30 protein-coding genes, 1 tRNA gene and 1 other RNA gene are annotated in these 25090 nt (G+C 62.3%); 26 read left to right on the forward strand and 6 right to left on the reverse strand.

What is annotated here, in order from left to right:
- Window positions 1-32: 32 nt before the first annotated feature.
- From H0482_RS09100 to H0482_RS09135, 8 genes are all read left to right on the forward strand, one after another.
- Window positions 33-320, forward strand: coding sequence for a DUF4164 family protein (locus H0482_RS09100; protein WP_193729694.1), 288 nt, complete (start codon window positions 33-35; stop codon window positions 318-320).
- Window positions 321-323: 3 nt separating this feature from the next.
- Window positions 324-695, forward strand: coding sequence for a cell division protein ZapA (locus H0482_RS09105; protein ID WP_193729695.1), 372 nt, complete (start codon window positions 324-326; stop codon window positions 693-695).
- Between the two features lie 48 nt (window positions 696-743).
- Window positions 744-1007 carry a type II toxin-antitoxin system ParD family antitoxin gene (locus H0482_RS09110; protein ID WP_193729696.1) on the forward strand — a complete coding sequence of 88 codons (264 nt, stop codon included), beginning with the start codon at window positions 744-746 and terminating at the stop codon, window positions 1005-1007.
- Window position 1008: 1 nt separating this feature from the next.
- Window positions 1009-1296 (forward strand): type II toxin-antitoxin system RelE/ParE family toxin, encoded by a 288-nt coding sequence (locus H0482_RS09115; RefSeq protein WP_193729697.1) that lies wholly within the window; start codon window positions 1009-1011, stop codon window positions 1294-1296.
- Between the two features lie 36 nt (window positions 1297-1332).
- Window positions 1333-1490: non-coding RNA, 6S RNA (ssrS, locus tag H0482_RS09120), on the forward strand.
- Between the two features lie 22 nt (window positions 1491-1512).
- Window positions 1513-2100 carry a 5-formyltetrahydrofolate cyclo-ligase gene (locus tag H0482_RS09125; protein ID WP_193729698.1) on the forward strand — a complete coding sequence of 196 codons (588 nt, stop codon included), beginning with the start codon at window positions 1513-1515 and terminating at the stop codon, window positions 2098-2100.
- On the forward strand, window positions 2097-2918 hold the full coding sequence (locus tag H0482_RS09130) for a TIGR00282 family metallophosphoesterase (protein ID WP_193729699.1): 822 nt from the start codon (window positions 2097-2099) through the stop codon (window positions 2916-2918). The genes H0482_RS09125 and H0482_RS09130 overlap by 4 nt, the downstream gene beginning before the upstream one ends.
- A 68-nt stretch (window positions 2919-2986) precedes the next feature.
- Entirely contained in the window at window positions 2987-3733 is a 747-nt protein-coding gene (locus tag H0482_RS09135) for a YebC/PmpR family DNA-binding transcriptional regulator (RefSeq protein WP_193729700.1), read from the forward strand.
- A gap of 48 nt (window positions 3734-3781) precedes the next feature.
- Here H0482_RS09135 and H0482_RS09140 read toward each other — a convergent pair whose 3' ends face one another.
- The gene (locus H0482_RS09140; protein WP_193729701.1) at window positions 3782-4564 is read right to left on the reverse strand and encodes a GGDEF domain-containing protein; all 783 of its coding nucleotides are present in this window, start codon (window positions 4562-4564) and stop codon (window positions 3782-3784) included.
- Window positions 4565-4718: 154 nt separating this feature from the next.
- On the opposite strand from H0482_RS09140, the gene ruvC reads away from it, so the two are divergent.
- The 15 genes from ruvC (at window position 4719) to H0482_RS09215 (ending at window position 16339) form a co-directional block, all read left to right on the forward strand.
- The gene (gene ruvC, locus H0482_RS09145) at window positions 4719-5225 is read left to right on the forward strand and encodes a crossover junction endodeoxyribonuclease RuvC (RefSeq protein WP_193729702.1); all 507 of its coding nucleotides are present in this window, start codon (window positions 4719-4721) and stop codon (window positions 5223-5225) included.
- Complete coding sequence (gene ruvA, locus H0482_RS09150; protein ID WP_193729703.1) at window positions 5222-5839, forward strand: Holliday junction branch migration protein RuvA; 618 nt, start codon at window positions 5222-5224, stop codon at window positions 5837-5839. The genes ruvC and ruvA overlap by 4 nt, the downstream gene beginning before the upstream one ends.
- A 61-nt stretch (window positions 5840-5900) precedes the next feature.
- Window positions 5901-6185 (forward strand): AbrB/MazE/SpoVT family DNA-binding domain-containing protein, encoded by a 285-nt coding sequence (locus H0482_RS09155; protein ID WP_193729704.1) that lies wholly within the window; start codon window positions 5901-5903, stop codon window positions 6183-6185.
- Window positions 6182-6580, forward strand: coding sequence for a PIN domain-containing protein (locus tag H0482_RS09160; RefSeq protein ID WP_193729705.1), 399 nt, complete (start codon window positions 6182-6184; stop codon window positions 6578-6580). Before H0482_RS09155 ends, H0482_RS09160 begins: the two co-directional genes overlap by 4 nt.
- Window positions 6577-7614: a Holliday junction branch migration DNA helicase RuvB gene (ruvB, locus tag H0482_RS09165; RefSeq protein WP_193729706.1), complete on the forward strand. Its 1038-nt coding sequence runs from the start codon at window positions 6577-6579 to the stop codon at window positions 7612-7614. The genes H0482_RS09160 and ruvB overlap by 4 nt, the downstream gene beginning before the upstream one ends.
- Window positions 7611-8105 (forward strand): NUDIX hydrolase, encoded by a 495-nt coding sequence (locus H0482_RS09170; RefSeq protein WP_193729707.1) that lies wholly within the window; start codon window positions 7611-7613, stop codon window positions 8103-8105. Before ruvB ends, H0482_RS09170 begins: the two co-directional genes overlap by 4 nt.
- Before the next feature lie 73 nt (window positions 8106-8178).
- Window positions 8179-8571, forward strand: a complete 393-nt coding sequence (gene ybgC, locus H0482_RS09175) for a tol-pal system-associated acyl-CoA thioesterase (RefSeq protein WP_193729787.1) — start codon at window positions 8179-8181, stop codon at window positions 8569-8571.
- 229 nt (window positions 8572-8800) lie between these two features.
- Window positions 8801-9502 (forward strand): protein TolQ, encoded by a 702-nt coding sequence (tolQ, locus tag H0482_RS09180; RefSeq protein WP_193729788.1) that lies wholly within the window; start codon window positions 8801-8803, stop codon window positions 9500-9502.
- Window position 9503: 1 nt separating this feature from the next.
- A complete protein-coding gene (locus tag H0482_RS09185; protein ID WP_210319119.1) occupies window positions 9504-9938 on the forward strand; it encodes an ExbD/TolR family protein in 435 nt (144 codons plus the stop codon).
- Between the two features lie 9 nt (window positions 9939-9947).
- Entirely contained in the window at window positions 9948-11057 is a 1110-nt protein-coding gene (locus H0482_RS09190; RefSeq protein ID WP_193729709.1) for a cell envelope integrity protein TolA, read from the forward strand.
- Window positions 11058-11122: 65 nt separating this feature from the next.
- A complete protein-coding gene (gene tolB, locus H0482_RS09195; RefSeq protein WP_193729710.1) occupies window positions 11123-12433 on the forward strand; it encodes a Tol-Pal system beta propeller repeat protein TolB in 1311 nt (436 codons plus the stop codon).
- 334 nt (window positions 12434-12767) lie between these two features.
- Window positions 12768-13334 (forward strand): fasciclin domain-containing protein, encoded by a 567-nt coding sequence (locus H0482_RS09200; RefSeq protein ID WP_193729711.1) that lies wholly within the window; start codon window positions 12768-12770, stop codon window positions 13332-13334.
- Window positions 13335-13506: 172 nt separating this feature from the next.
- On the forward strand, window positions 13507-13986 hold the full coding sequence (gene msrB / locus H0482_RS09205) for a peptide-methionine (R)-S-oxide reductase MsrB (RefSeq protein ID WP_193729789.1): 480 nt from the start codon (window positions 13507-13509) through the stop codon (window positions 13984-13986).
- An 82-nt stretch (window positions 13987-14068) separates the two neighbouring features.
- Window positions 14069-14788 (forward strand): type 1 glutamine amidotransferase, encoded by a 720-nt coding sequence (locus H0482_RS09210; RefSeq protein ID WP_193729712.1) that lies wholly within the window; start codon window positions 14069-14071, stop codon window positions 14786-14788.
- A 60-nt stretch (window positions 14789-14848) separates the two neighbouring features.
- Window positions 14849-16339 (forward strand): methyl-accepting chemotaxis protein, encoded by a 1491-nt coding sequence (locus H0482_RS09215; RefSeq protein ID WP_193729713.1) that lies wholly within the window; start codon window positions 14849-14851, stop codon window positions 16337-16339.
- A 24-nt stretch (window positions 16340-16363) separates the two neighbouring features.
- Here the strand turns inward: H0482_RS09215 and yihA are convergent, their stop codons facing one another.
- From yihA to rpmH, 4 genes are all read right to left on the reverse strand, one after another.
- Window positions 16364-17008, reverse strand: a complete 645-nt coding sequence (yihA, locus tag H0482_RS09220; RefSeq protein ID WP_193729714.1) for a ribosome biogenesis GTP-binding protein YihA/YsxC — start codon at window positions 17006-17008, stop codon at window positions 16364-16366.
- 67 nt (window positions 17009-17075) lie between these two features.
- Entirely contained in the window at window positions 17076-18911 is a 1836-nt protein-coding gene (gene yidC, locus H0482_RS09225) for a membrane protein insertase YidC (protein ID WP_193729715.1), read from the reverse strand.
- Entirely contained in the window at window positions 18908-19315 is a 408-nt protein-coding gene (gene rnpA / locus H0482_RS09230; RefSeq protein ID WP_193729716.1) for a ribonuclease P protein component, read from the reverse strand. The genes yidC and rnpA overlap by 4 nt, the downstream gene beginning before the upstream one ends.
- 15 nt (window positions 19316-19330) lie before the next feature.
- Window positions 19331-19465 (reverse strand): 50S ribosomal protein L34, encoded by a 135-nt coding sequence (gene rpmH, locus H0482_RS09235; RefSeq protein WP_193729717.1) that lies wholly within the window; start codon window positions 19463-19465, stop codon window positions 19331-19333.
- A gap of 224 nt (window positions 19466-19689) precedes the next feature.
- Here rpmH and H0482_RS09240 point away from each other — a divergent pair, with 224 nt between their 5' ends.
- The 3 genes from H0482_RS09240 (at window position 19690) to H0482_RS09250 (ending at window position 23096) form a co-directional block, all read left to right on the forward strand.
- The gene (locus H0482_RS09240; RefSeq protein ID WP_193729718.1) at window positions 19690-21129 is read left to right on the forward strand and encodes an FAD-dependent oxidoreductase; all 1440 of its coding nucleotides are present in this window, start codon (window positions 19690-19692) and stop codon (window positions 21127-21129) included.
- Between the two features lie 119 nt (window positions 21130-21248).
- Window positions 21249-22670: a sensor histidine kinase gene (locus tag H0482_RS09245; protein WP_193729719.1), complete on the forward strand. Its 1422-nt coding sequence runs from the start codon at window positions 21249-21251 to the stop codon at window positions 22668-22670.
- Between the two features lie 349 nt (window positions 22671-23019).
- Window positions 23020-23096: transfer RNA gene (locus H0482_RS09250), tRNA-Arg, on the forward strand.
- On the opposite strand, the gene H0482_RS09255 is transcribed toward H0482_RS09250, so the two are convergent.
- Window positions 23067-24734, reverse strand: coding sequence for a recombinase family protein (locus H0482_RS09255; protein WP_193729720.1), 1668 nt, complete (start codon window positions 24732-24734; stop codon window positions 23067-23069). The genes H0482_RS09250 and H0482_RS09255 overlap by 30 nt on opposite strands.
- Between the last annotated feature and the right edge of the window lie 356 nt (window positions 24735-25090).

A 25090-nucleotide genomic window follows, 5' to 3' on the forward strand; every position in this document is an offset into this window, starting at 1 on the left:
TGAATCGATGCGTCTTGAGGGCGATAGCGGCCATGAGTGAGACGGAACTTGAAGAGGGGCTGATTGCCGCTGCCGCCCGGTTCGACCGGGCTCTGGCGCGGCTCGAAACCAGCACGCGCGACCTGGCCGGGCGTTTGCAGCGCCAGCAGCGCATCGAGGTCGATACGCAGCGCCTAGTGCATGAGCGCGCCCGGCTCGCCACCGAACTGGACAAGACGGCGGCCCGCGCCAAACGGCTCGACGACAGCGCCCACGAAGTGTCGCGCCGGCTGGTCGAGGCCATGGAGACCGTTCGCTCGGTCCTGCAAAAGGCGGAGTAGGCCGTGCCCGAAGTCAATGTCGAGATCAATGGCCGCAAATATCGCATGGCCTGCGAGGAGGGCCAGCAGAGCCGCCTGCTCGGGCTGGCCGAGCGGTTCAATCTGCATGTCGAAAGGCTCAAGGGCGCGGTGGGCGAAATCGGCGATAACCGCCTCACCGTCATGGCCGGCATCGCCGTTCTCGATGAATTGTCCGAGGCCCAGCGCCGCATCGCCGCGCTCGAAGACCAGGTGGCGACCCTGACCCAGGCTGGGCAGGAGATCGCCAGCGAACTCGAACATACCGAGGCGCAATTCGCCCAGAAACTGACCGACGCCGCCCGGGCGCTGGAAAGCGTGGCCACTTCCCTGGACGGCGCCGCCATCTTGCCGTAGTTTTTGGCAAGGATTGGCAATCTTTGTCAAGAATGCCGGAGGCCGATCATGGCGACAATGAACATTTCCCTGCCCGACGCGATGAAAGCCTGGGTCGAAGACCAGGTCGCCACCGGCCGCTACGCCAATGCCAGCGACGTCATCCGCGACCTGGTGCGTCGCGAGCAGGAGCGGGCGCGGCAACGCGATGATCTGGGGCAGATGGCGCGTGAAGCGCTGGCGAGCGGGCGCGTCCGCATGAGCCGCGAAGAATTGCTGGAAAGGATGCGCCAAAAGGCGGCGGAAGCTGTCGAACAGGCGAAGGCAAGCTGAATTGGCCTGGATTCTCACGCCCAAGGCCGTCGATGACCTGGATCATCTTGCGGCCGAAGGCGTCCGCCTTTTTGGCCTCGTTCAGTCCGCCCGCTACCAATCATCGATTGTCGATGTATTTGACACTATTGCGGCGCATCCATTGCTGGTCGCGCCACATCTCGTCGACGGGATGGAATTGCGCCTCATGCCCTGCGGCCGCCATCACATCCTCTACGTGATCGAAAACGAGGACGTGGTGATCCTGCGTATCGTTCATGCTCTGCAAAACTGGCCGGATTTGCTTTGAGCCCCTTTGCAGCGGGCGCTGCATGCGCCTATATCTCATGCGCTGCCCGGTGCGTGAGGACCATCATATCCCCGGGGCCTTAATCGATCCTAAGGGAGCTGTCCCTGACCGGGCCCGTGGGCTCGGACACACGGCGCCCACCTACGTGAGTAGGTTCCCGGGATCGCATGTCCCACGGCCAGGGCGGCACCTGATTTTATGCTTGTATGAGGGCGCATGGCCGAGCTGGCATTGGAAGAAGCGAAGGCCGCATTGCGCAAGCAGGCCCATGTGGCCCGCGCGGCCTTGTCCGCCGAGGCGCGGGGGGAAGCCGCGAGCACGGTGGCGCATCTGTTCTTCGAGGACATTGCCTATGGGCCTGAGGACGTCATTGCCGGCTATTGGCGCATCCGCGACGAGCTCGATTGCCAGCCCATCCTCATCCGCCTGATGGATGGCGGCCAGAAAGTGGTGCTGCCGGTGGTGGAAGGGGAAGGCAAGCCGCTCGACCTGCGCGTCTGGGAAGCCGACCAGCCGCTCTACGAAGCCGGGTTCGGCACCCTGGCGCCGTCCGATTTGGCCCCCAGGGCCGAACCCGATCTCGTCTTGATGCCGCTGCTTGGCTTCGATGCCGCCGGCACGCGGCTGGGCTATGGGGGCGGCTATTATGACCGCACGCTCGCATCCATCGGCAAGAAGCCCTTGCTGGTGGGACTGGCCTTCGCCTGCCAGGAACTTCCTCATATTCCCCGCGAGCCCCATGACGTGCCGCTCGATGCGGTGATCACCGAACAGGGCGTGCGTTTCTTCGAGGCCCGGACATGAGGCTGCTATTTCTGGGCGATGTGGTCGGCCGTGCCGGCCGCGATGCCGTGGCCGAGCGCCTGCCGGGGCTGATCGCGCGCTACAAGTTCGATTTCGTCGTGGTCAATGGCGAGAATGCCAGCCATGGCAAGGGGCTGATCGAAAACCATTTTCAGGGTCTGCGCGATGCCGGCGCCGACATCGTCACCCTGGGCGACCATGCCTTCGACCAGCGCGAGGCGCTCTCCTATATCGAGCGCGAGCCGAGTCTGATCCGGCCGATCAATTACGCCCCCGGCACGCCGGGGCGCGGGGCCATGCTGGTCGAGGGCCGCAATGGCCATCGGGTTCTGGTGGTCAACGCGCTGGGCCGGGTATTCATGCCGCCCATTGACGATCCGTTCCGCGCCGTCGAAGCGGCGCTTGCCGACGCGCCGCTGGGCGAGGTCGCCGATGCCGTCATCGTCGATTTCCACACCGAGGCGACTTCGGAAATCCAGGCCATGGGGCATTTTCTGGACGGCCGGGCCAGTCTCGTCGTCGGCACCCATACCCATATTCCCACCGCCGACCACCGCCTGCTCAAGGGCGGTACGGCTTTGATGGCCGATGCCGGCATGTGCGGGGATTTCGATTCCATCATCGGCACCGAGACCGAAGAGCCGCTCAACCGTTTCCTCACCGGCATTCCCAATGGCCGCTTCACCCCGGCCGAGGGCGAGGCGACCTTGTGCGGAGTGGTGGTGGAGACCGATCCGCGCAGCGGCCTCGCCACTTATGTGGCGCCGCTCAGGGTAGGGGGCGTTCTTGCCCAGGCGCTGCCCGACTTTCCCGGCTGACGCTTCCTTTTTGCCCCCCCGCGCCCTATAAGCGGGCCGATTTCAGAAATAGGACCTTCGAGGGACACATGGCTGGCCATTCCCACGCCAAGAATATCATGCACCGCAAGGGCAAGTCGGACGCGATCCGCTCCAAGATCTTTTCCAAGCTGGCGCGCGAAATCACCGTCGCCGCCAAGATGGGGCAGCCCGATCCGGCCTTCAATCCGCGCCTGCGCCTGGCCATTACCAATGCCCGCGCCCAGTCCATGCCCAAGGACAATATCGAGCGCGCGGTCAAGAAGGCGCAGGGTGGCGATGCGGAGAATTATGACGAAATCCGCTATGAAGGCTATGGTCCTGGCGGGGTTGCGGTCATCGTCGAGGCGCTGACCGACAATCGCAATCGCACCGCCTCCAATGTGCGCTCCTACTTTTCCAAGAATGGCGGCGCGCTGGGCGAAACCGGCTCGGTCGGCTTCATGTTCGACCGCGTCGGCGAAATCACCTATCCGGCCAGTGCCGGAACGGAAGACAAGGTGATGGAAGCCGCCATCGAGGCCGGTGCCGACGATGTCGAGAGCGACGAAGACGGCCATTACGTCTACACATCGTTCGAATCCATGGCTGAAGTCGCTGCCGCGCTCGAGGCGGTCCTCGGCGAAGCGGAATCGGTCAAGGCGATCTGGAAGCCGCAGAATTCGACGCCCATCGACGCCGAAAAGGGCGCGACGCTGATGAAGCTCATCAATACGCTCGAAGAAGACGACGACGTGCAGAACGTCTATTCCAATTTCGACATGAGCGATGAAGACGCGGCCAAGCTGGCCCAATAGGTCGATCAGCTATCGATTTCGAGAAGGCGGCCTAATGGGCCGCCTTTTTCATGCGCTGCGCCGGAGCGTGGCGACCGGTTCGGGGCTGAGCGGGGCGACGGCGGCCATGTTGCGCCCGGCATTTTTCGCGCAATAAAGGCGCTGGTCGGCGATGCGGAACAATTCGGCAAAGTTGGCGCCGCAGGCAAAGGTGGCGCCGCCTATGCTGACCGAAAGATGCCGCTGCTCGCCTGCCGGGGCGAAGCGCGCCCGGTTGACAGCGGCGCGAATGCGTTCGGCGGTCAGTTCCGCCTGACCCTGGCCGGTCCCGGGCAGGAAGACGCCGAATTCCTCGCCGCCCATGCGCCCGATCAGGTCGCCCTCGCGCAGGATCGAGCGGATGGAACGGGCGATGACGGTCAGCGCGACATCGCCGATATCGTGCCCATAGAGGTCGTTGATCGCCTTGAAATTGTCGGCGTCGATCATCAGCAGCGTTCCGGTGCCGCCCGCCCCGGTCCCGGCCAGCCAGGAATCTACCCTGGCGGCGAAGGCGCCGCGATTGAGGCAATCGGTGAGGAAGTCATAGGTGGCCAATTTCTGCAATTGCAGATTGGCCTGCCGCAATTGCTCCTGCCGGATCACGACAATGGCAACCGAAGGTCCACCTAGCGCCAGGGGCGTGATGATGGCCACCAACAGGCCTTGCACATTGATCCCTTGCGCAAAGGTTCCCATGATCGAATTGGTGATGATTATGGAAAGAATGACGGCGATGGACGTGATCAGGCCGGTAAGTCGATAGACCCGCAGCCATGACCGACTGCTGAGCTTGCTGCTTGCTCCGTGCATTCCTGAATCTTGCCCCTGCGTTCCGGCGGCCAAACTAGGGTCGTGTTGTGAACGGAAGGTTGCCGGCTTCGACAAAATTGAAAATGTCGCACCTGTTTCTGCTTTGTTCACTTTGGGCTTGGTAGGTTCCGACAAGCCCCTTACAAGGAAGAACATGACGAAACCCGTGCGAATCATTGGCATTGATCCCGGTCTGCGGCGCTGTGGCTGGGGCATAATCGAGGCTGTGGACAACAGGCTGCGCTTTGTCGCGTGCGGAACGCTGACCCCGCCGGCGGACGGCGCGCTCTCGGTCCGGCTTGCCGCCCTGGCCGCTGGGCTGAGCGAATTGCTCGACCTGCATGGTCCCGACGAGGCGGCGGTGGAGGAAACCTTCGTCAATGCCGGCGTCCGCTCGGCACTGACCCTCGGACAGGCGCGCGGCGTCGTATTGGTGATGCCGGCCTTGCGCGGTCTGCCAGTGGCCGAATATGCGGCCAATCTGGTGAAAAAATCCGTGGTCGGCACCGGCCATGCCAGCAAGGAGCAAATTGGTGTCATGGTCAGGACATTGCTGCCTTCGGCCAGCTTCAAGGGCGCCGACGCGGCCGACGCCCTGGCTATTGCCATCTGCCACGCCCATCATCGGGTATCGGCGCGCCGCATGGGGGTTCTGGCATGATCGGCAAGCTCAAGGGCTTGGTGGATTCGTTCGGCGGCGATTGGGTGCTGATCGATTGCGGCGGCGTCTGCTACGAAGTTTTCTGTTCCTCCCGCACGCTGCAGGCGCTGCCGCGCGTCGGCGAGGCGGCGGTGGTCTTCATCGAGACCATCGTGCGCGAGGATTTCATCCGCCTCTATGGCTTTGCCAATGAGGCAGAAAAAAGCTGGTTCAACCTGCTGACCTCGGTTCAGGGCGTGGGGGCGCGCGTCGCCCTCGCCATTCTCTCGGTCATGGGGCCGTCCGAATTGTCGAGTGCGGTGGCCTTGCAGGACAAGGCCATGCTCGGCCGCGCCAATGGCGTCGGTCCGAAGCTGGCCCTGCGCGTCGTCACCGAACTCAAGGGCAAGGTGCCTGCTATCGGCGCCGTGGATGCGGGCACACTCGGCCTGCAAACCGCCCTCGGGGAAGGCGTCGCCGCGGGCAATGTCGCCGATGCGGTCTCCGCGCTCACCAATCTGGGCTATTCCGCCGCCCAGGCCTCCGCCGCATTGGCGCGCGTCGTCGCCCGCGACGGCGAAGATACGCCGACCGAAAAGCTGATCCGGCTGGGCCTGCGGGAATTGAGCCAGTGATCCTTGCATGTCTCATAATTCCTTACTATTTTTGTAAGTAAGGATTTTTTGGATTGTACGAATGGAAACCCGGAAAAAGGAATCCTTTCTCGGGAGGATGACCAGCAAGGGCCAAACCACTATTCCCAAGGAAGTGCGGGATCTGTTGGGGCTGAGTGAGGGGGCGCAGGTGGAATGGATCGTGGAAGACGGCAAGGCTATGGTGAAGCCTCGGACGCGGCGGGCTATTGATCTGGCAGGATTTCTGGGCGAGCCGCCCAATGGCAGGCATGTGTCGATCGAGGAAATGGATGACGCGGCAGCCGAGGCCGCTGCAGAGCGGTTTAAGCGTGCGACCCGGCGATGATCGGAGTTGATGCCAATATTTTGTTGCGGCTTTTGGTTCGCGACGACCCGCCCCAACACGAGCTGGCAAAGGCTTTTTTTGCGGCGCGCTCGGAGAACGACCCGGCTTATGTCAGTCTCGTCGTTATTGTCGAAACCACATGGGTGCTTCAGAAAAGCTATGGCTATTCCCGGGGACAGGTCGCCGACATGTTGGATGCGCTTCTCGAAAGCCCCGATCTGGTGATCGAAAACGCCGCGGCTGTAAGACAGGCCGCCTCTTGGTCCAGGCAGCCCAAAGTGGGCCTGATTGATGCGCTTGTGGCGCTGCTGGCGGGCAATCAGGGCTGCGTCACCACTTTTACGTTTGACAGGGATGCTGCCAAGCGCATCCCCGGCATGGAATTGCTCTCTTGACCGACCTTACCTCCGCATCCGCCGGGCGCGACGACAATCTCGATGTTTCCCTGCGCCCTTCCGGCTTTGCCGATTTCGTCGGTCAGGCGGCGGCGCGAGCCAATCTGGAAGTCTTCATCCAGGCCGCAAGGCAGCGCGGCTCGGCGCTGGACCATGTGCTGTTCGTCGGCCCGCCGGGCCTGGGCAAGACCACTTTGGCCCAGATCATTTCGCGTGAACTGGGCGTCGGTTTTCGCGCTACGTCCGGTCCGGTCATCGCCAAGGCCGGGGATCTGGCAGCATTGCTCACCAATCTCGAAGAGCGCGACGTGCTGTTCATCGACGAGATCCATCGGCTCAACCCGGCCATCGAGGAAGTGCTCTATCCGGCGATGGAGGATTTCCAGCTCGATCTCATCATCGGCGAAGGCCCCGCCGCCCGTTCGGTGCGCATCGATCTGGCCAAATTTACCCTGGTCGGGGCCACGACCCGCGCGGGCCTTTTGACCACGCCCCTGCGCGACCGTTTCGGCATCCCGGTGCGGCTCAACTTCTATACGCCCGAGGAATTGGTACAGATCGTCACCCGCGGCGCCCGGCTCATGAACATGCCGATGGCGCCCGATGGGGCCATGGAAATCGCCCGCCGCTCACGCGGCACGCCGCGCATAGCCGGGCGGCTTCTGCGCCGGGTTATCGACTTCGCCATGGTGGATGGAGCCTTGGAAATCGACCGGGCCATTGCCGACAAGGCGCTGATCCGGCTCGATGTCGATGCGCGCGGACTCGACCAGCTCGACCGGCGCTATCTCACCACCATTGCCGATTTCTACAATGGCGGCCCGGTCGGCATCGAGACCATCGCTGCCGCCCTGTCCGAGCCGCGCGATGCCATCGAGGAGATTGTCGAGCCCTATCTCTTGCAGCAGGGTTTCATCCAGCGCACGCCGCGCGGTCGCATACTCACCGCCATCGCCTTTCAACATCTCGGTAAAATCGTGCCGCAGGGCTTTGTCGGCATGCAATCGAGCCTGTTCGAGGACAATGAACAATGAGCCGTCACGTCATCAGCTTTCCCATCGAGGGGCAGCGTTTCAACTATCGCGTGGCCGCGATCATCGTGGTCGATGGCCATGTCCTGCTCTGCCGGGAGGATGACGATAGCTACACCATGCTGCCCGGCGGCCGAGTCGAGCTTGGCGAGCCTAGCCTTGTCAGCCTCGAGCGCGAGATTGCCGAGGAACTGGCCATGCCTGCCCATATCGGACCGCTCATGGCCACATCGGAAAGTTTCTATCGCCGCGAGGATCAGGATTTCCACGAGCTGGGCTTTTTCTACGAAGTCGATTTGCCGGGGCAGGGACCGAACGGGCAATCGCCCTGGCTGGTACGCCAGGACGAGGGACACGATCTCTCGTTCCATTGGGTAAAGCTGGCGGGCGCCGATCTGGAAAAATTCAACCTGCTCCCCTCCTGGCTGCCCGACTTCCTGCGCAATCTCCCGGCAGGTCCGGTCCACATCGTCCACGAAGCGCCGACAAAATGACCATGGCCGACGACCGCATTGCCGATTGCCTTGAACTCAGCCGCCCGGCCATGGCGGAGCGCAAACGGTGACCATGCATACCTTTCCCATTCGCATCTATTACGAAGACACCGATTTTTCCGGAAATGTCTATCACGCCGCCTATCTCAAATTCTTTGAGCGGGCGCGGACCGAATTTTTGCGGGACGCCGGCATTCATCATTCAGAGCTGGCGGCAGAGGGTCTGGCTTTCGCGGTGCGCTCGATGCAGATCGATTTCATTGCCCCCGCCCATATCGACGATTTGCTCAGGGTCGAGACCGAACCGGTTTCGGCGACCGGGGCGCGTCTCACCCTCCGGCAGACAATTCTGCGTGATGGGAAAATATTGGTCGGGGCCGAGCTGATCGTCGTCGCCATCAGGACGTCCGGGGGTGCGGCGCGGCTTCCGGCGGCCTTGCGGGCGCTGTGCGCGGCCAAAGGTTAGCAGTCTGCTAACGAATGGCTTGGGAAGGCGACGGGAATGCGTTTCCCGGATTCTCTTTGTTAACGCATTGGTGACCATAAAGGGCGCAAAGGCGGAAGTGCCGTGCGCCGGGTCTCCTATTGCCCGTAAATGCAGGCATTTCTCTTAATTTTGACAGATTTCGCCCCCATCGCACCGAGGATGGGGCCGAGCGGATGAGCCGGGCCGAAAAGGAAATTTCATGGAAGCCATGGATGCAGTTGGAGCCGCCGCTCCCCATACCGACCTGTCCATCTGGGGCCTGTTCTGGATGGCCGACATCGTCGTCAAGTCGGTGATGCTGGGCCTGCTCGGCGCATCGGTCTGGTGCTGGGCGATTATCATCGACAAAACAATAACTTACCGGCGCATGAAGGCCGAGATGAACCGCTTCGAGCGCACGTTCTGGTCGGGCCAGTCGCTGGAGGAACTCTATCAGCAGCAATCCGAAAAGCCCTCAGGCGGGCTGGGCGCGGTCTTCGTCGCCGCCATGAAGGAATGGAAGCGCAGCCACGAGCAGAACGCCGCCAGTTTCGTGGGCATGCAGCAGCGCCTGGACAAGGTGCTGGACGTGGCCATTGCCCGGGAAAGCGAATATCTCGAAAAGCGTCTCGGGTTCCTGGCCACCATCGGTTCTGCCGGCCCGTTCATCGGCCTTTTCGGTACGGTCTGGGGCATCATGAACGCCTTCACCAATATCGCGGCCTCGTCCGATACCAATCTCGCCGTGGTCGCCGGCCCGATCGCGGAGGCCCTGTTTGCCACGGCCATCGGCCTGGTTGCGGCCATTCCGGCCGTTATCGCCTATAACAAGCTTTCCTCCGATGCCGCCAAGCTGACGGGGCGTTTGGAAGGCTTTGCCGACGAATTCTCCACCATTCTCAGCCGCCAGCTCGAAGCGCGGAGCCGCTGATATGGGCATGGGCATGGCATCAGGCGGCGGCGGGGGCCGACGCAGACGTCGCAAGAAAAATGCGGTGATGAGCGAAATCAACGTGACGCCGATGGTCGACGTCATGCTGGTGCTGTTGATCATCATGATGGTGGCGGCCCCGATGATGACCTCGGGTGTCTCGGTGGATCTGCCGCGCACCGCAGCCGGCGAAATGCCCAGCCAGACGCGGCCGATTACCGTGGCGGTGACGCCGGAAGGCGCGATTTTCGTTGACGAGACGCCCGTCTCCGAGGCCGATCTGGTCAGCGTCGTCGGCGGTCTCGCGACCCCGGAAGACCGGCTTTATCTGCGCGGCGACACCACTGCCAATTATGGCACGGTCATGCGCGTCATGGGCATGCTGTCGGCGGCGGGCTATACCAAGATCGGGCTCGTCACCGAGCGTGAGAGATAGGCCGGGCGTATGCGGACCGGGCTGACCGTTTCGATTTCTGCACACGTCCTGCTGCTGGTCCTGGGTCTCATCAACCTTGGAACCACCCAGAAGCTGGAAACCAGTGTGCAATCCATTTCGGTCGATCTCGTCCCCATCGAGGAATATTCCAATATTCGCATGGGGCAGCTCGACAGCGAAGTGGTGGAGACCGATGCGCCGTCCATCGTCGATACCGATACGCCAGCCGAACTGGCCCAGCCAACGGGCAATACGACTGAAAATCAGGTAACGCCTTCGCCCGCGGATGTGCCGACCCCGTCGCCGGTCACTGAAACCGCCCCGGCTCCGGAACAGCAGCCAGATCCCGAACCCGCGCCGGAACCCGAACCCGAGCCCGCTCCGGTACCAGAACCCACGCCTGCCCCCACCCCGATTCCGGTGCAGCCCTCGCTGCCGGAAACGCGCCCTGCCGATCTCGTTCCCGCTCCGGCCCCTGCGCCTGAGCCCACGCCGGAGCCGGTGCCGGAACCGGTGCCAGAGCCTGAGCCGGCGCCTGAACCTACACCCGCTCCGGCGCCGCAGGTTAATGTGGCGATGCCGACGTCGCGCCCCAACGACCTGGCCCAGATCCGCGAACAGGCCCAGGCCGCCGAACGCCGCCGTCGGGAGGAAGAGGAGCGTCAGCGTCAGGCTGCGGCTCAGCAGCCGCGTCCGACCCCGCCCTCAACGACCCCAAGCCAGACAGCTGCGGATCAGATCAACAATATCATCAACAATGCGCCCACGACCGGCGGTGTGACGGGGCAGGGCGGCTCGACCACTTTGGGCGACACGACCGGCACCTCGGCCCGCCTCAGCCAGACCGCCATTGACGGGCTGGTGGCGCGGATCAAGACCTGCTGGAACCTGCTGCCCAGCGATTTCAACAGCGGCATGAATGTGACGCTGCGGGTGTCGATGAACCGCGATGGCAGCGTCAGCGGCACGCCGCAAATCGTTTCGTCCGATCCCTCGCCGGCCGGGCAAGGCATTGCGCGCGCCGCCCAGCGCGCCGTCATGGGCTGCGCGCCCTATTCCATGCTGAGTGCTGACGCCTATGATCAATGGCGTCAGATCGAGATTGAACTGAGACCGTGATCATGAATTTGCCCGTTTGCTGGCCAAGTAAGGGCCCGAACGGCGAAACTGGAGACCAGACCGAGATGACTCTTGTGAACCGGCGCACCGCGTTGAAACTTGGATTGGCGGGCGGCGCCCTTTTGGCCACCGCGCCCATGGCCCTGGCTCAATTGCGTATCGTGGTGGAAGGCGCCAATTTCCAGCCCCTGCCGATTGCCATCCCCGACTTCGCCTCGTCCGATCCCAATTTCGGGCGCGAGATTGCCGACATCGTGCGCAACAATCTGCGCCGGTCGGGGCTGTTCCTGCCGCTCGATCCTGCGTCGCTGCCGGTGCGGGTGGGCGACGTCAACGCCACGCCTGACTTCAATGTCTGGCGCACCGCCAATGTCGATGGCGTGGTGATGGGTGCGGTCGAGCGCGGCGGGCAGATCAGCGCCTCGGTGCGCGTCTGGGATACCCAGCAGGCCAGCCAGGTCGTGGGCAATAGCTATGCGACCGACCCCAATTCGGCGCGCCGTATTGCTCACCAGATTTCCGATGCGATCTATTCCCAGCTATCGGGCGGCACAGGCTATTTCGATACCCGTGTCGTCTATGTTGCCGAGAGCGGCCCCAAGGCCAATCGTACGCGGCGGCTGGCGATCATGGATCAGGACGGGGCCAATGTGAGCTACCTCACCGATGGTTCGTCCATGGCGCTGACGCCGCGCTTTTCGCCCAATGGCGACATGCTGACCTATATGAATTTTGCCGATGGCAATCCGCAGGTCTATCTGCTGCAACTCTCCACCGGCCGCCAGCAGCGCCTGGCCTCGGTGGGTGCGATGACCTTCGCGCCCCGCTTCTCGCCCGACGGCGGCACGGTGGCGTTTTCGGTCGAGCAGAGCGGCGCGACCAATATCTATGCGGTTTCGACCAGCGGCGGACAGCCGACGCAATTGACCTCTGGCGCGGCCATCGATACCGGCCCGTCCTATTCGTCCGATGGCAGCCGGATCGTTTTCGAAAGCGATCGGGGCGGCTCGCCGCAAATCTATCTGATGGGTGCCGGCGGCGGTAATCCGCAGCGCATCAGCTATGGACAGGGCTCGTATTCGACCCCGGTCTGGTCGCCCAGCGGCAATCTGATCGCCTTTACCCGCCAGTCGGGCGGCCAGTTCCATATCGGGGTCATGAATGCCGATGGCTCGGGCGAACGCCTGCTTTATTCGGGCTATCATGCCGAGGGACCGACCTGGGCTCCCAATGGCCGGGTGATCATGTTCTTCCAGGATCCCGGCGGCAATGATGGTCCGCGCCTGATGAGCGTTGATATCTGGGGACGCTCGGTTCAGACCATTCCCACCGAAAGCTATGCTTCCGACCCGGCCTGGTCGGGGCTGCGCCGCTAAGTCCGGCGGCACTCTGCGCCAACGAGCCATCCCGGCGGACGGGATGGCTCTTTTTGTTGGCTGCGCCGCTATTGCCGGAACCCTGGCGACCAGGGCTGGTTTTTACGCCGATCCCGCGCTGCTGGATCAGCGCATCTTTTTGCCGACACAATTACGCAAATAGCGCGCCGATCGCCTTTATATCTTTGATTTTTAAGGGTTAAATTTTTCTGACACGCGGCAGGTCAGGAAATGATCCAATAAAATGTGATGCCAAACTGTTTTCGGCCCCGGGCCGTAACTGCTCTGTCCCGTGCGAAAACGGGATCAGATTGAAACAGGTAGGAACCACAAAATGACCCTTTCTCTTCGTGCGCTCTCGGTTGCCGCAATTCTTTCGTTCACGTCGCTGACCGGCGCCGCCGTCATCGCTCAGGACGCGCCCATGGTTGGCGGTGCCGCCATGCCGGCAACCAACAACATCATCGAAAACGCTGTCAACTCGGCCGATCACACGACGCTTGTCGCCGCAGTGCAGGCCGCTAGTCTGGTCGAGACGCTTTCCGGCCCCGGCCCGTTCACCGTGTTCGCGCCGGTCAATGCCGCGTTCGAAGCACTGCCCGCGGGCACGGTTGAAACGCTGCTGATGCCTGAAAACAAGGATCAGCTGACGGGCGTGCTCACCTATCACGTCATTGCCGGCGACATCCATTCGGCCGATCTGGTGAAGATGATCAATGACAATGGCGGGAGCTACAAGGCTGCCACCGTGCAGGGCGGCGAGCTGACCTTCAGCCTCGATGGCGACATGGTCAAGATCACCGATGCCAATGGCGGCACCGCGACCGTCACCATTGCGGATGTGGACCAGTCCAATGGCGTGATCCATGTGATCGATGCCGTGTTGCTGCCGGCCTCCTGACAGGTCACTCGAACCCTGGTGCCGCCTAGCCGGCACCGGGGCTCGCCGGAGCCGTCCTCAATATGGCGTGACGCAATGGACGCTTGCTTGCATATGTGGTCACCTCGTTATGTCCGGTATTGCCCTATTGCCGCCAGCAGATGACTCCCTCTTGTGGAGATTGCCGATGTCCATGACCCGCCGCACACTTCTGGTCTCCAGCGCTTTTGCCGGCCTTGCTGTCGCTCTCGGTCTGGAGCGCGCCAGTGCTATCGAGGGCGCGTTTCCCTTTCAGTTGAGTGATGCCGAATGGCAGGCGCGGCTTGAGCCCGCCGCCTATCAGGTGCTGCGTCACGAAGATACCGAAAGGGCCTATTCGTCGCCGCTGAATGATGAAAAGCGCCCTGGCACCTTCCACTGCGCCGGCTGCGATCAGGCGCTGTTCGCGTCCGAGAAGAAATATGACAGCGGCACGGGTTGGCCGAGCTTCTGGGACTTCATCGCCGGAGCGATCGGCACCTCCATCGACAATTCGCTCTGGATGACCCGCACCGAAGTGCATTGCGCCAATTGCGGGGGGCATCAGGGGCATGTCTTCGAGGATGGTCCGGAACCCACCGGATTGCGTTATTGCATCAACGGATTGGCGCTGCGCTTCGTGCCTGCTGGCTAGGGCAGGTCAATGGTCGGTCAGGCGCCGGTCTTGATCGGCGCGCCTGTCCTCCGCTAAAAGCGGGCAAGAGCAGAGCGCGCAGATGAAGATTTCCATTGTCGAAGTCGGCCGGGTTCCAGCCGCCTTTCAATCCCGGTTTGATCCGTTCCCCACCATGTTCCGCGCGATGTTCGAGGAAGCGGGCCAAAGCTTTGCTTTCGAGACTATTCATGTGCTGGACGGGCAAAGTCTGCCGGAGCCGGGAAATCTGGACGGCATCGTCATCACCGGCTCGCCCGCAGGTGTCTATGAAGATCATGCCTGGCTGGAGCCATTGCGCGGTTTCATTCGCGAGGCCTATGCGGCGGAAACTCCCATGGTGGGGATTTGCTTCGGCCACCAGATCATGGCCGACGCGCTGGGGGGCGTCGTGGAAAAATCCGCCAAGGGCTGGGGGCTTGGGCGACACAGCTATGATGTCGTCGCGCGGCCCGTCTTTTTTGAAACAGCGCCTGAGCGCCTCAACCTGCTGTGCTCACATCAGGATCAGGTCATCGTCGCGCCGCCCGAGGCCGAGGTCATTCTGGCATCCGAATTCACACCCAATGCAGGCTTCGCCTATAGGAGCGGTAAGGCCATCAGTTTCCAACCGCATCCCGAATTTTCCGATGAGTTCACCCGGGCCTTGATCGACCTTCGCCGGGACCACGTGGCCGCGCCGGAACTGGAAAAGGCCATGGACTCTCTCACAGCGCCCTCGGACAGCGGGCTTGTACGTGGCTATATCGCGCATTTTATGCGCTTGGCGGCGCGCCGGCAATAATAAGGGCTTAACCATATATGGGCGAAGGTCGGCGCTAACCTTTCAGCGTCGGACCTTGGCATGCGTTTCGATAGTCTCTCCATTACTCAGAAATTGGTTCTCGCCTTTCTCGCCTTTGGTGCTTTAGTCGTCGGGTTCGGGGGCTATGCGCTGGCGCAATTGCTGTCCCGGGGCGATATGGCGGTCATGGTGCCGCTGGTAATTGCCGGTGCGGCAGCGGCCGCCGGGTGCCTTTCCGTCTTCCTGCTGTTCCAGCGCGTGGTTTCGCGACGGCTGGCTCGTCTGGTCGAGATCACCGGGGCGCTGACCGCCGGAGAGACCGAGATCGAGATACCGGCGCAGCGGGCCCGGGATGAACTCACGGTGATGTTCGACGCCTTTGGCCGCTTCCGCGAGGCCCTGCTGCAACAGGCCGCCATGGAAGCAAGCGAGCGGCAATATAACGAAGAGGCGGGGCAGCGCCGACGCGCCTCCGACCGGCTGACCGCCGATCTGCAATCCACCTTGCAGGCGGTGATGCGAGGTGATCTGACCCGGCGTGTCGAGGCCGATTATCAACAGGCCGAGCTGCGCCAATTATCGGCGGAAGTGAATGCGCTGCTGGCGGCGCTGGATGAGGGGCTCACGGCGACCGGCCGAGTGCTCTCCGGCGTGGCCCGTGCTGATCTGACGCGGCGCGTCAGCGGCAATTTTACCGGGGCATTCGCCGAACTGCGCGACAATACCAATGCCGTGGCGGACCGGATGGCGCAGGTTATGGGGGATCTTCAGGAAACGTCGCGGCGCCTCAAGACCGCGACCGGCGAAATTCTGGTCGGCTCCAACGATCTGTCCGAGCGCACCAGCCGCCAAGCGGCCATGGTGGAGCAAACCTCGGCGACCGTCGAACAGCTCGCCCAGACGGTGAGCGCCAATGCGGGCCGTGCCGAGGATGCCAACCACGCCGTCGGATCCGCCTCGACGATCGCGGTTGAAAGTGGCGCGGCCATGGATGCGGCGACTCAGGCGATGGAGAAGATTTCGGCCTCTTCGGCCAAGATTTCCAACATTATCGGGCTGATCGACGACATCGCCTTCCAGACCAATCTCTTGGCCCTCAATGCTTCGGTGGAAGCGGCGCGGGCAGGGGAGGCGGGCAAGGGCTTTGCCGTGGTCGCGGTGGAAGTGCGCCGCCTGGCGCAAAGCGCCGCCGAGGCCTCCGCCGACATCAAGCAATTGATCGATATTTCCGCCAAGGAAGTACAGGCCGGCACGCAGGTGGTGCTGCGGATCGGCGAGCGGATCAGCGCCCTCAATATTTCAGTGACCGAAAGCGCGTCCCTGATCGGCCAGATCACTGCCGCCAGCCGCCAGCAGGCTCTTTCCATCGAGGAGGTCAACGTGGCGGTGCGGCAGATGGATGAGATCACCCAGCACAATGCGGCGCTGGTGGATCAGACCAATGCCGCGATCGCCCAGACCGAGGCGCAGGCCGGTGAACTGGACCGCATCGTTGCGGTGTTCCAGCTCGATGCGGGCCGGAAGCAGGTCGGCAAACGACAGGCTGCCTGATCGGAGGAGGGCGCGCGAGCGCCCTCAGTCTTCCAGCAGCATGGCGATCTCAGTGCGCAGCTGGCTGAGGCCAGTGCCCTTCTCGCTTGACGTCTGGATGATGTCGGGATGGGCGGCGGGCCGCTTGGCGATGATTGCCGCCGTCCTGGTCACGGCGCTTTCGAGATCCTTGGCGGAGGGCTTGTCCACCTTGGTCAGCACCACCTGATAGCTGACTGCGGCGCGGTCCAGCTCGTTCATGACGCTGAGGTCATTATCCTTGGGGCCGTGGCGGCTATCGACCAGAACATAGACGCGGCGCAGATTGGCGCGACCGGTCAGATATTTGTGGACGAGCTGGGTCCAGGCTTTGACCTTGGGCTCCGGGGCCTTGGCAAAGCCATAGCCGGGCATATCGACCATGCGCAGGTTTTCGCTCTGGCTCTCGAAGATGTTGAGCTCCTGCGTTCGGCCCGGCGTATTGGAGGTCCGGGCCAGCCCCGAAGTGCCGCATAGCGCGTTGATCAGGCTGGATTTACCCACATTGGAGCGGCCGGCAAAGGCGATCTCGATCCGATCCATGGGGGGCAGGTCGGGAATGCTGACGCAGCCTTTGGTGAAGATGATGGGCCGCGCGAAGAGCAGCCGGCCACGCTCGATGACGTCGGGTGAATAATCGGGCTGGGCCATGTTTTCTTTTCCATAAAGCTTGGGCCCGCCGGGTTCAGCGGCGGGCCCATCATTGTGTGGTTCCGGCTTAGCTCTTGCCGGCTTCGTCCGCCGGCTTGGGCTTGCGGCGGAGGAGGCTGTCAACAATATTGCCGAACAGGTTCACCTCGACGCCATGGCGCTTCATGATGAACCATTGCTGGGCGATCGAGAGCGTATTGTTCCAGGCCCAGTAGATCACCAGGCCCGCCGGGAACGTGCCCAGCATGAAGGTGAAGATAACCGGCATCCAGTTGAAGATGGCCGCCTGGGTGGGGTCCGCCGGCGGCGGGTTGAGGCGCATCTGCACCCACATGGTGACGCCCATGATGACGGGCCAGACGCCCAGATGCAGGAAGGAGCCAAGCAGCGGAACAGCTGTTGGATTCCATGGGATCAGGCCGAACAGGGTGAAAATATTGGTGGGATCGGGCGACGCCAGATCCTGAATCCAGCCAAAGAATGGCGCGTGGCGCATTTCCAGGCTGATGAAGATGACAGTATAGAGCGCGAAAAACACCGGGATCTGGATCAGCACCGGCCAGCAGCCGGAGAGCGGGTTGATCTTCTCTTTCTTGTACAGCTCCATCATCGCCTGCTGCTGGGCCGCACGGTCGTCCTTGAGGCGTTCCTGCAGGGCCTTCATTTCCGGTTGCACGCGGCGCATGGCGGCCATGGAGGCATAGGAGCGATTGGCCAGCGGGAAGAACAGGGCCTTGACGATAACGGTGACGGCAAGCACGGCGAGGCCGAAATTGCCCAGGATGCCGTAGAGCGTCACCAGCAACCAGTGCATGGGCTTGGTGAGGAAGTGGAACCAGCCCCAGTCGATCAGCAATTCGAGGCGGTCGAAGCCATATTGTTCCTGATAGCCATTGATGACCCGGTCTTCCTTGGCGCCGGCGAAGACATAGGCTTCATGGCTGACGGAGCCGCCGGCCGGAACCACGATCGGCTGGGTCTCGACATAGTTGGACTGGTAAACGGGGCTGCCTGTGGGGGCATTGAAGGCAAAGCGCGCATTGATCGCAGTGCCGGCCTTGGGCAGAACGGCGGTCGCCCAATATTTGTCGGCCATGCCCAGCCAGCCGGTGGTGGCGGAGAAATCGACCTGCCGTTCGTTCTGGAGGTCATGATATTTGCGGGCGACATAATTGTTCGCACCCAGCACGCCGATCGGGCCTTCATGCTGGATGAAGAAATTGGCCACCTTGGGATCGCCGTGGCGAACGACACGCGCAAATGGGAACAGCGCTATGTCGCCGGTGCCCGTATTCTCGACCGTCTGGGTGACGGTGAAGAGATAGTAGTCGTCCAGTGCGAAGGTGCGGCGGAAGACGAGGCCCTGGCCATTGTCGTAGCGCAGTGTCACAGGCGTATGGGCGGTCAGCGTCGTTGCCTCGCCGTCCACGCTCCAGACGCTGTTGCTGTCGGGCAGGGCGACATTGGACCCGGCGGCGGCGACCCAGCCTTGCTCGATGAAATAGGCGTCGGGCAGGCCGGCCGGCTTGAGCAAGGCAATGATGGGGGAATTCGGCTCGACGGTTTCGCGATATTGCTTGAGCTCAAGATCGTCGATGCGGGCACCGGTCAGGTTGATGGAGCCTTCGAGGTCCTGCGTCGAGATTTCGACGCGTTGGCTTGCAGCCAGGGCGGTGTCGCGATCGGCAAAGGTGGGGGCGCCGGTGGCGGTCTCGTTTGCCCCTGGCTCGGCGCCGGCCTGCGGCATGGCGAGCTGTTCGGCTTCCGCCTGTTGGGCCGCCCGGATTTCGGCCTGGCGCTGCGCCTGTTCGAGCTGCGGCCCGGCAACGAAGAACTGCCAGCCGAAAAGCACGATCATGCTCAATACGACGGCCAGGATCACATTGCGATTGTCAGAATTCATGGTCTCGTGTTCCGTTGGCCGTGGCCTGGATTATTGCGTTTCTTGTCCGCGTTCTCATCATGCACGCGAACGATAAGGCCGCTCAAATCGGCGACAAGTCTGGCGAAGGGCAGGCTCAGCGCTTCCCGCCGCGCCAGAAGCACATAGTCATGTCCTGGCCGAAAGTCACGCGCACAGGCCGCCGCAGCAGCCCGAAGGCGCCGTTTTATACGGTTTCTTTCGGGGGAATTGCCGATTTTCTTGGTGACGGTATAGCCGATACCGGGTTCTGCGTCATCGGCTGCAATGGCCTGCAAGCCAAACGCAGAGCGCCCGGCGCGATTGCCCCGGGCGGCTTTGAGAAATTGCGAGCGCCGCTTGAGACGGCGCAATGTCGCTTCAGGCTTGGACGTGTCGGCCGTCATCCGGCCAGCAATCCACTAGGCCGACAGCTTCTTGCGGCCAACGGCACGGCGGCGATTGAGAATCACACGACCGTCCTTGGTTGCCATGCGGGCACGGAAACCGTGACGACGGGCACGCACGAGCTTGGAAGGCTGGTATGTACGCTTCATAACATCAGACCGCGCTTCAGCACGGTTCCTCTTATTGATACTGCTTTACCGCAGAATTGGTCATGCAGGCGAGCAGGTCGTGCCGCCTTCGGGTTGGGGGGTCTATAGGGAAAAGCGCCCCGCAAGTCAACGCGCCATGCCTGCTTTCTAGGTGCAGTCCCGACAGTTGTCACATGCACCATTCCCCCGCATAAGTGAAGGAGCGTTTCTCGTCCAGGCGGGCCATGACTGACCAAATTAGACCCGATCTCTGCATAGTCGGCGCCGGCGCGCTGGGAATTGCGCTGGCGCAATATGCCAAGGGGCTGGGCGCGCGCGTGACATTGGTGGATCGAGGCGAGCAGGAGCCTGGCGATGGCCCGCAGCAATCGCTGCGCCTGGCCGCTTTGCAGGCCAGTGCCGCTTGCGCCCACGCTTTGCGGCATGCTGGGGAATTTGGCCTCGCCAATGCCGATCCGAAAGTCCGCATGAAGGCGGTGCAGGAGCGCGCCGCGGTCCTCGCCGCCGAACAGGCCCCGATGACCAGCAGGGACCGGCTGACCGCGCTGGGGATCGAGATCGTCGGCGGCGCCGCCGCGTTCCAGGACAGCAACAGCCTTTTGGTCGGCGGCATAAATATCCGGCCCCGTGGCGTGATTCTGGCCTTGGGTGCTTCCCCCTTCATCCCCGCTATCCCTGGCCTCGACCGGATCGACTATTTTACCCCCGACAGCATTCTCGAAAACAATCGCAAGCTGACCCATTTGCTGGTGATCGGCGGCGACGCGGCGGCCCTGAGTCTGGCGCAGGCACTCGCCCGGCTGGGCTCGGAAGTGACGCTGGTGCCGCAGGGCGGCATCCTGCCCGGCTGCGACGCCGAAATCACCGCAATGCTGGTGGCGGCTCTGACGGCGGAGGGGGTCCGGATTGTGGATGGTGGAAGCGTCCGCGAAATCTTGCCCCGGGCGCAAGGCACCGGCGCGGTCGTGGACCTGGCTTCGGGGGAGAGCGAGGCGCTCGATCTGTCCCACGTTCTGGTGGCCATGGGCCGCAGCGCCGATCTATCGCCGCTCCAGCCGGAAAAGGCGCGGCTGCGCGTCGTTTCGGCTTCGTCAGGGCAATATGGTCGTGGTGTGCTGGGGGAGACCAGCAATCGCCGTGTCCGGCTTGTTGGGGCAGCTGCCGGGTTTGAGCAATGGAATCACGCCCTTGCCCATGGGCGGGCGGTGGTCGAGACTGCGCTGTTCGGCGCGCCTTTGGAAAAACTTGCCCCGCAGCCATTTCTTGTCTTGACCGACCCACCCCTGGCGCAGATCGGCAGGCTGGCGGCCCCGGCCAAAAGAGATCATGGGGGGCATCTGCTCAGGGCCAGCCTGGTCGAGAACGAACAAGCGAGGGCCCTGGGAGTGTCGGAGGGATTGGTCAAAGTCGTGCTGGCGTCGGACGGCCAGATCAAGGGCGCCGGGCTGATCGGGCCGGGTGCGTTGGAGATGGCCGCGTTACTGGCATTGGCGATGGAGAAGCGGCTGGGGCTCGCGTCACTGGCGCGGCTTTCCCTGCCGTCTCCAAACCCGCTTGATAATATTGTTGCGCTCGGGGCGGAGGCTGCTGCCCTTCGGCCCGTTTCGCCGTGGACGAGGCGCTGGCGCCAGGCGAGGCGGTGGGGCACGGTCTGGAACAGGTGATCCGCTTCCCGCGCAGAATCGTATCTCCTCGATGATGTGGGCGAGGGCGCAGATCATAGCGCGCCTCTTTGCGCCGGGGGCTGACGTTCGTCGCATCCCTGGACTATGATCGAGGCGAGATGAAAGAGCCGTTCACCGCCATCAACAGCCGGTTCTCCGGCCTGTCCAGCAAACTGATCATCACCATTATCGGGGTGATCATGCTGGTCGAGATCGTCATCTATCTGCCCTCCCTCGCCAGTTTTCGTACCACCTGGCTCGAAGATCGTCTGCGCGTCGGCGTGGTGGCGGCGCGCGTGCTGGACGCGGTGCCCGACGTGATGGCCCTGCCGCGCGAATTGACCGACAGATTGCTGCTGTCGGCGGGTGCGGACGCCATCGTCTACAGGCGCGCCGGGCAGAGCCAATTGATCGAGATGACCGAACCGGTCACGCCCGCGCGTGCTGTCACCGCCGATCTACGGCAGCGGGATCTGCCCAGCCAGATTGTCGGCGCGCTCGATACGCTTTTGGCTGGACCGGGTCGCACGCTGCGTATCGTGGGCGAAGGCGATATGGATGAGAGCCTGCTCGAACTGCTTATGCCGGAAGATCCACTGCGGCGTGACATGCTGGATTATTCGCGCAGCATTGTCCTCGTCTCGCTCGGCATTGCGGCCGTAACGGCTTTTGCGCTCTATATGGTGGTCTCCAATCTGTTCATCGACCCTATTCTAAGGGTCACGGCCAATATGCTGGCGTTCCGGAAAGCCCCTGAAAACGGCACGCTAATTCTCAATCCGTCCTCGCGCCGCGACGAGATCGGCATTCTTGAACGGGAATTGGCGGCCATGGAGAGCGATCTTTTCGCCATGCTGCGCCAGCGCCGGCACCTGGCCGATCTGGGCCTGGCCGTCGCCAAGATCAATCACGATCTGCGCAACATGCTGACTGCGGCGCAATTGCTCTCCGATCAGGTCGCCACGCTCGATGATCCCAAGGTACAAAGCCTGGCGCCAAGGCTGGTGATGACCCTCGACAAGGCCATCGGCTTCGCCCAGTCGGTTCTTGATTACGGTCGTGAGACCGTCGTGCCGCCCAGCTTCACCCTGGTCCCGTTGCGGGCGCTGGTGGACGATGCCGGTTTCGAGGCGCGGCTGACCAACAATCCCCATATTGTTTTCGCCAATGAGGTTCCCGAGGATTTTCAGATCGAGGCCGACGCCGGCCAGATCAGCCGATTGCTCGTCAACCTGCTCAAGAATGCGCGCGAGGCACTGGACAACAGTGCGGGGGAGGGGCGGGAGAATCGCGTCTCCGTTCAAGCCGAAATGCGCGAGAAGGATGCCATCATTTCCGTTATCGACAACGGCCCCGGCCTGCCGATTCGGGCGCGCGAAAATCTCTTTGTGGCTTTCGAGGGCTCGGCCCGCGCGGGAGGCACCGGCCTGGGCCTGGCGATTGCCCGGGAGATCGCCGAGGCGCACGGCGGCAGCCTGGCGCTGGCCGAGACCATGCAGGGTACGCGCTTCGACATCACGCTGCCGCTCGCCGCGCGCTAACGATAAGGCAAAACCGGCAGGAGCGGAAATCTAGGCATCAATCGGTTCGCTGCTCACAATGAGAAAGATTGCGAATCGATTTCTCGACAAGGGTGTGAGGTCATCGAGACGGAGCCATTGCTATCGGCGTCGCTTTCGCAGTTTTTCTTCTTCCATGCAGGCCGTTTTGATGGCGATTGCCGATTGCACCGCACTCGAGTCGGCAGTTTTCAAAGGATATTTTGCGCATCCCCGGAAAATCGTATTCGTCCGCTTGCAATGGCCTTCTGGCCCATGTATGGGTTGCCCCGCTTCGGGATTGGAAGCGAAGTTTTCCTGATCCCGAACATTGGTCACGACGTTGACATGCGCGCCCGTAGCTCAGCTGGATAGAGCACCAGACTACGAATCTGGGGGTCAGAGGTTCGAATCCTTTCGGGCGCGCCATTTCGGTCCAAAAGACTGAACACCGTTCTGCTTCAGATTTTTGTTGGCAATTGCGGCTTGCAAGACATCTTTGCTGCCAAGAAGACGCACTTTGTCGGGATAGACCTCGACCGCGCCGAGAATGGTACGCAGATAGTTTTTGCGGAACACGACATCGCCCGTGGAGAGTTTTTCGCGCATCAGCTTGGCGAAAGCGGTGATCTTATCCGCAGTGATGGTGGAGCGAGCGCTGGCCAGATTTCGGGCACGGTCCAGTGCCCCCTTGGCCAGATTCCGTTCCTTTTGCAGTTCGCCGATGCGTTCGCCAAGCGGGGCATCCATTTCAGCGATGCCATCTTCGACGAGCTTATAGAGACGCCGCAAGCGCTCGTCGGCATCATCAGCTTTCTTCTTCAAATCGGCGATACGGCGGTCGATGGCGCCGACGCGCTCGGTTTGGCGAGACATCAGGTCTTCGAGCAGGACAGCGAGGCGTTCGGGACGCAGCAACTGGCTGTTGACGGCATCGACTACGAGATCGTCGAGCAGAGGCATAGGAATGGCGTTTCCGGGGCACGCTGTCTTCCCCTTCTGAGCACGGCTACCACAGGTATAATAGGTATAGACGCGGCCGTTCTTGGATGTGCCGGTCCTTTGCGTCATACCGGCGCCGCAATGGGCGCAGACGGCGAGACCCGTCAGCAGAATGGGTCCGGCATTGGCCCTCACTGCGGTCATGCGGGGATTATGGGCCTTGAGCTTGGTCTGAGCGCCGTCGAACACGGCATCGTCGAGAATGCGCGGAACGGTAATTTCGACCACGCTCTCTTCTGGATGCTTCGCCCTCGTCTTGCTGTTCCGGACCCCATATTTCCACCGCCCGACATAGGCTGTGTTGGTGAGAACATGATGCAAGGAGCCGACGCCAAAGCTACCACCCTTGCGGGTCTGATAACCCTTGGCGTTGAGCCAGGAGACCACCTCCTTGATGCCCATCGGCGGCATTCCAGATTCAGGATCGCCCTCAAGATATAACCGGAAGATCAAATGAACGAGTTCGGCTTCGACAGCATCGACGGCGAGCTTTTTCTTGATCTTTTGCCCGCGCTGTTCGGCTGCGACAATAGCGTAGCCGAGTGGTGCGGTGGCGCCGTTCCAGAACCCTTGAGCAGCGTTTTCTCGCATGGCCCGCGTCACCTGCTTGGCGTTCTCCTTGCTCGAATACTCGTCGAACAGGCCGATCATTTGCCGGACGAGCTGGGAACTCGGGTCCTCGCCGACGACCTGGGTCATCGAGATCACTGTCACGCCGTGCTTGCGCAGTTTCCTGACGGTCAATTCCATGCCGATATGGTCGCGATAGAACCGGCTGAAGGCATGCACGAGGATAATGTCGAAGGGTCTGTCCGGGTCGCAGGCGCGTTCGATCATCTGCTGGAAGACTGGACGGCGGTCGTCGGCGGTGAGGCCGGGTTCGACATATTCCTCGACAACGTCCCAGCCCTGCTGAAGGCAATGCGTGCGCGTGAGCTTGCGTTGCGAAGGAAGACTGACATCGCCCTTGACCTGCCGGTCCGTGCTGACGCGGAGATAGAGCGCGACTCGGGGCGCTCCATGGGCAACCTGTAAAGGTTCAGCAATCTTCCTGCTCGACGTCATGGTTTCCCATTACTTCTGTTCACATGCTCAGGATCTCTTCGATCGAGGTCCGCAGATATTGCTCCAGCACCTCCAGCTCTCGCCGGGTGACAGGCAGGGGCTTGGGAAGAGTCCAGTCGACGGAATAGACCTTATCCTTGCCGGCCGACCTGCCGCGTTTGACGCCCCTTTCGCGTGAGCGCCGGGAGGTCTCTTCTCTATCATGTGCGCCGGTGCACAGGCGCTGTTCTTCTACTGCCGGCCTTTGCGTGCAATCCGCACTTGGCGCCGGCGAGCCGGAGGGTTTCGACGCCATGAAGACCGTGGTGTCCCGCACCAACCCGCGGCCTACGCATCAGGGATCGACCGCGGGTCGA

The organism is Devosia faecipullorum, assembly GCF_015158295.1.
GTDB lineage: Bacteria > Pseudomonadota > Alphaproteobacteria > Rhizobiales > Devosiaceae > Devosia > Devosia faecipullorum.

Excerpts from the sequence above, each read along its gene's own strand:
- H0482_RS09240 (WP_193729718.1), top strand. The coding sequence starts at position 19,690 with ATGACTGACCAAATTAGACCCGATCTCTGCATAGTCGGCGCCGGCGCG.
- H0482_RS09110 (WP_193729696.1), top strand. The coding sequence starts at position 744 with ATGGCGACAATGAACATTTCCCTGCCCGACGCGATGAAAGCCTGGGTC.
- yihA (WP_193729714.1), bottom strand. The coding sequence starts at position 17,008 with ATGGCCCAGCCCGATTATTCACCCGACGTCATCGAGCGTGGCCGGCTG.
- H0482_RS09190 (WP_193729709.1), top strand. The coding sequence starts at position 9,948 with ATGCGGACCGGGCTGACCGTTTCGATTTCTGCACACGTCCTGCTGCTG.
- H0482_RS09160 (WP_193729705.1), top strand. The coding sequence starts at position 6,182 with ATGATCGGAGTTGATGCCAATATTTTGTTGCGGCTTTTGGTTCGCGAC.
- H0482_RS09130 (WP_193729699.1), top strand. The coding sequence starts at position 2,097 with ATGAGGCTGCTATTTCTGGGCGATGTGGTCGGCCGTGCCGGCCGCGAT.
- msrB (WP_193729789.1), top strand. The coding sequence starts at position 13,507 with ATGACCCGCCGCACACTTCTGGTCTCCAGCGCTTTTGCCGGCCTTGCT.
- H0482_RS09210 (WP_193729712.1), top strand. The coding sequence starts at position 14,069 with ATGAAGATTTCCATTGTCGAAGTCGGCCGGGTTCCAGCCGCCTTTCAA.
- ybgC (WP_193729787.1), top strand. The coding sequence starts at position 8,179 with ATGCATACCTTTCCCATTCGCATCTATTACGAAGACACCGATTTTTCC.
- tolB (WP_193729710.1), top strand. The coding sequence starts at position 11,123 with ATGACTCTTGTGAACCGGCGCACCGCGTTGAAACTTGGATTGGCGGGC.
- H0482_RS09255 (WP_193729720.1), bottom strand. The coding sequence starts at position 24,734 with ATGACGTCGAGCAGGAAGATTGCTGAACCTTTACAGGTTGCCCATGGA.
- rpmH (WP_193729717.1), bottom strand. The coding sequence starts at position 19,465 with ATGAAGCGTACATACCAGCCTTCCAAGCTCGTGCGTGCCCGTCGTCAC.
- H0482_RS09155 (WP_193729704.1), top strand. The coding sequence starts at position 5,901 with ATGGAAACCCGGAAAAAGGAATCCTTTCTCGGGAGGATGACCAGCAAG.
- H0482_RS09185 (WP_210319119.1), top strand. The coding sequence starts at position 9,504 with ATGGGCATGGGCATGGCATCAGGCGGCGGCGGGGGCCGACGCAGACGT.
- yidC (WP_193729715.1), bottom strand. The coding sequence starts at position 18,911 with ATGAATTCTGACAATCGCAATGTGATCCTGGCCGTCGTATTGAGCATG.
- ruvC (WP_193729702.1), top strand. The coding sequence starts at position 4,719 with ATGACGAAACCCGTGCGAATCATTGGCATTGATCCCGGTCTGCGGCGC.
- ruvA (WP_193729703.1), top strand. The coding sequence starts at position 5,222 with ATGATCGGCAAGCTCAAGGGCTTGGTGGATTCGTTCGGCGGCGATTGG.
- H0482_RS09100 (WP_193729694.1), top strand. The coding sequence starts at position 33 with ATGAGTGAGACGGAACTTGAAGAGGGGCTGATTGCCGCTGCCGCCCGG.
- rnpA (WP_193729716.1), bottom strand. The coding sequence starts at position 19,315 with ATGACGGCCGACACGTCCAAGCCTGAAGCGACATTGCGCCGTCTCAAG.
- H0482_RS09125 (WP_193729698.1), top strand. The coding sequence starts at position 1,513 with ATGGCCGAGCTGGCATTGGAAGAAGCGAAGGCCGCATTGCGCAAGCAG.
- H0482_RS09200 (WP_193729711.1), top strand. The coding sequence starts at position 12,768 with ATGACCCTTTCTCTTCGTGCGCTCTCGGTTGCCGCAATTCTTTCGTTC.
- H0482_RS09170 (WP_193729707.1), top strand. The coding sequence starts at position 7,611 with ATGAGCCGTCACGTCATCAGCTTTCCCATCGAGGGGCAGCGTTTCAAC.
- H0482_RS09140 (WP_193729701.1), bottom strand. The coding sequence starts at position 4,564 with ATGCACGGAGCAAGCAGCAAGCTCAGCAGTCGGTCATGGCTGCGGGTC.
- H0482_RS09135 (WP_193729700.1), top strand. The coding sequence starts at position 2,987 with ATGGCTGGCCATTCCCACGCCAAGAATATCATGCACCGCAAGGGCAAG.
- H0482_RS09245 (WP_193729719.1), top strand. The coding sequence starts at position 21,249 with ATGAAAGAGCCGTTCACCGCCATCAACAGCCGGTTCTCCGGCCTGTCC.
- tolQ (WP_193729788.1), top strand. The coding sequence starts at position 8,801 with ATGGATGCAGTTGGAGCCGCCGCTCCCCATACCGACCTGTCCATCTGG.
- H0482_RS09215 (WP_193729713.1), top strand. The coding sequence starts at position 14,849 with ATGCGTTTCGATAGTCTCTCCATTACTCAGAAATTGGTTCTCGCCTTT.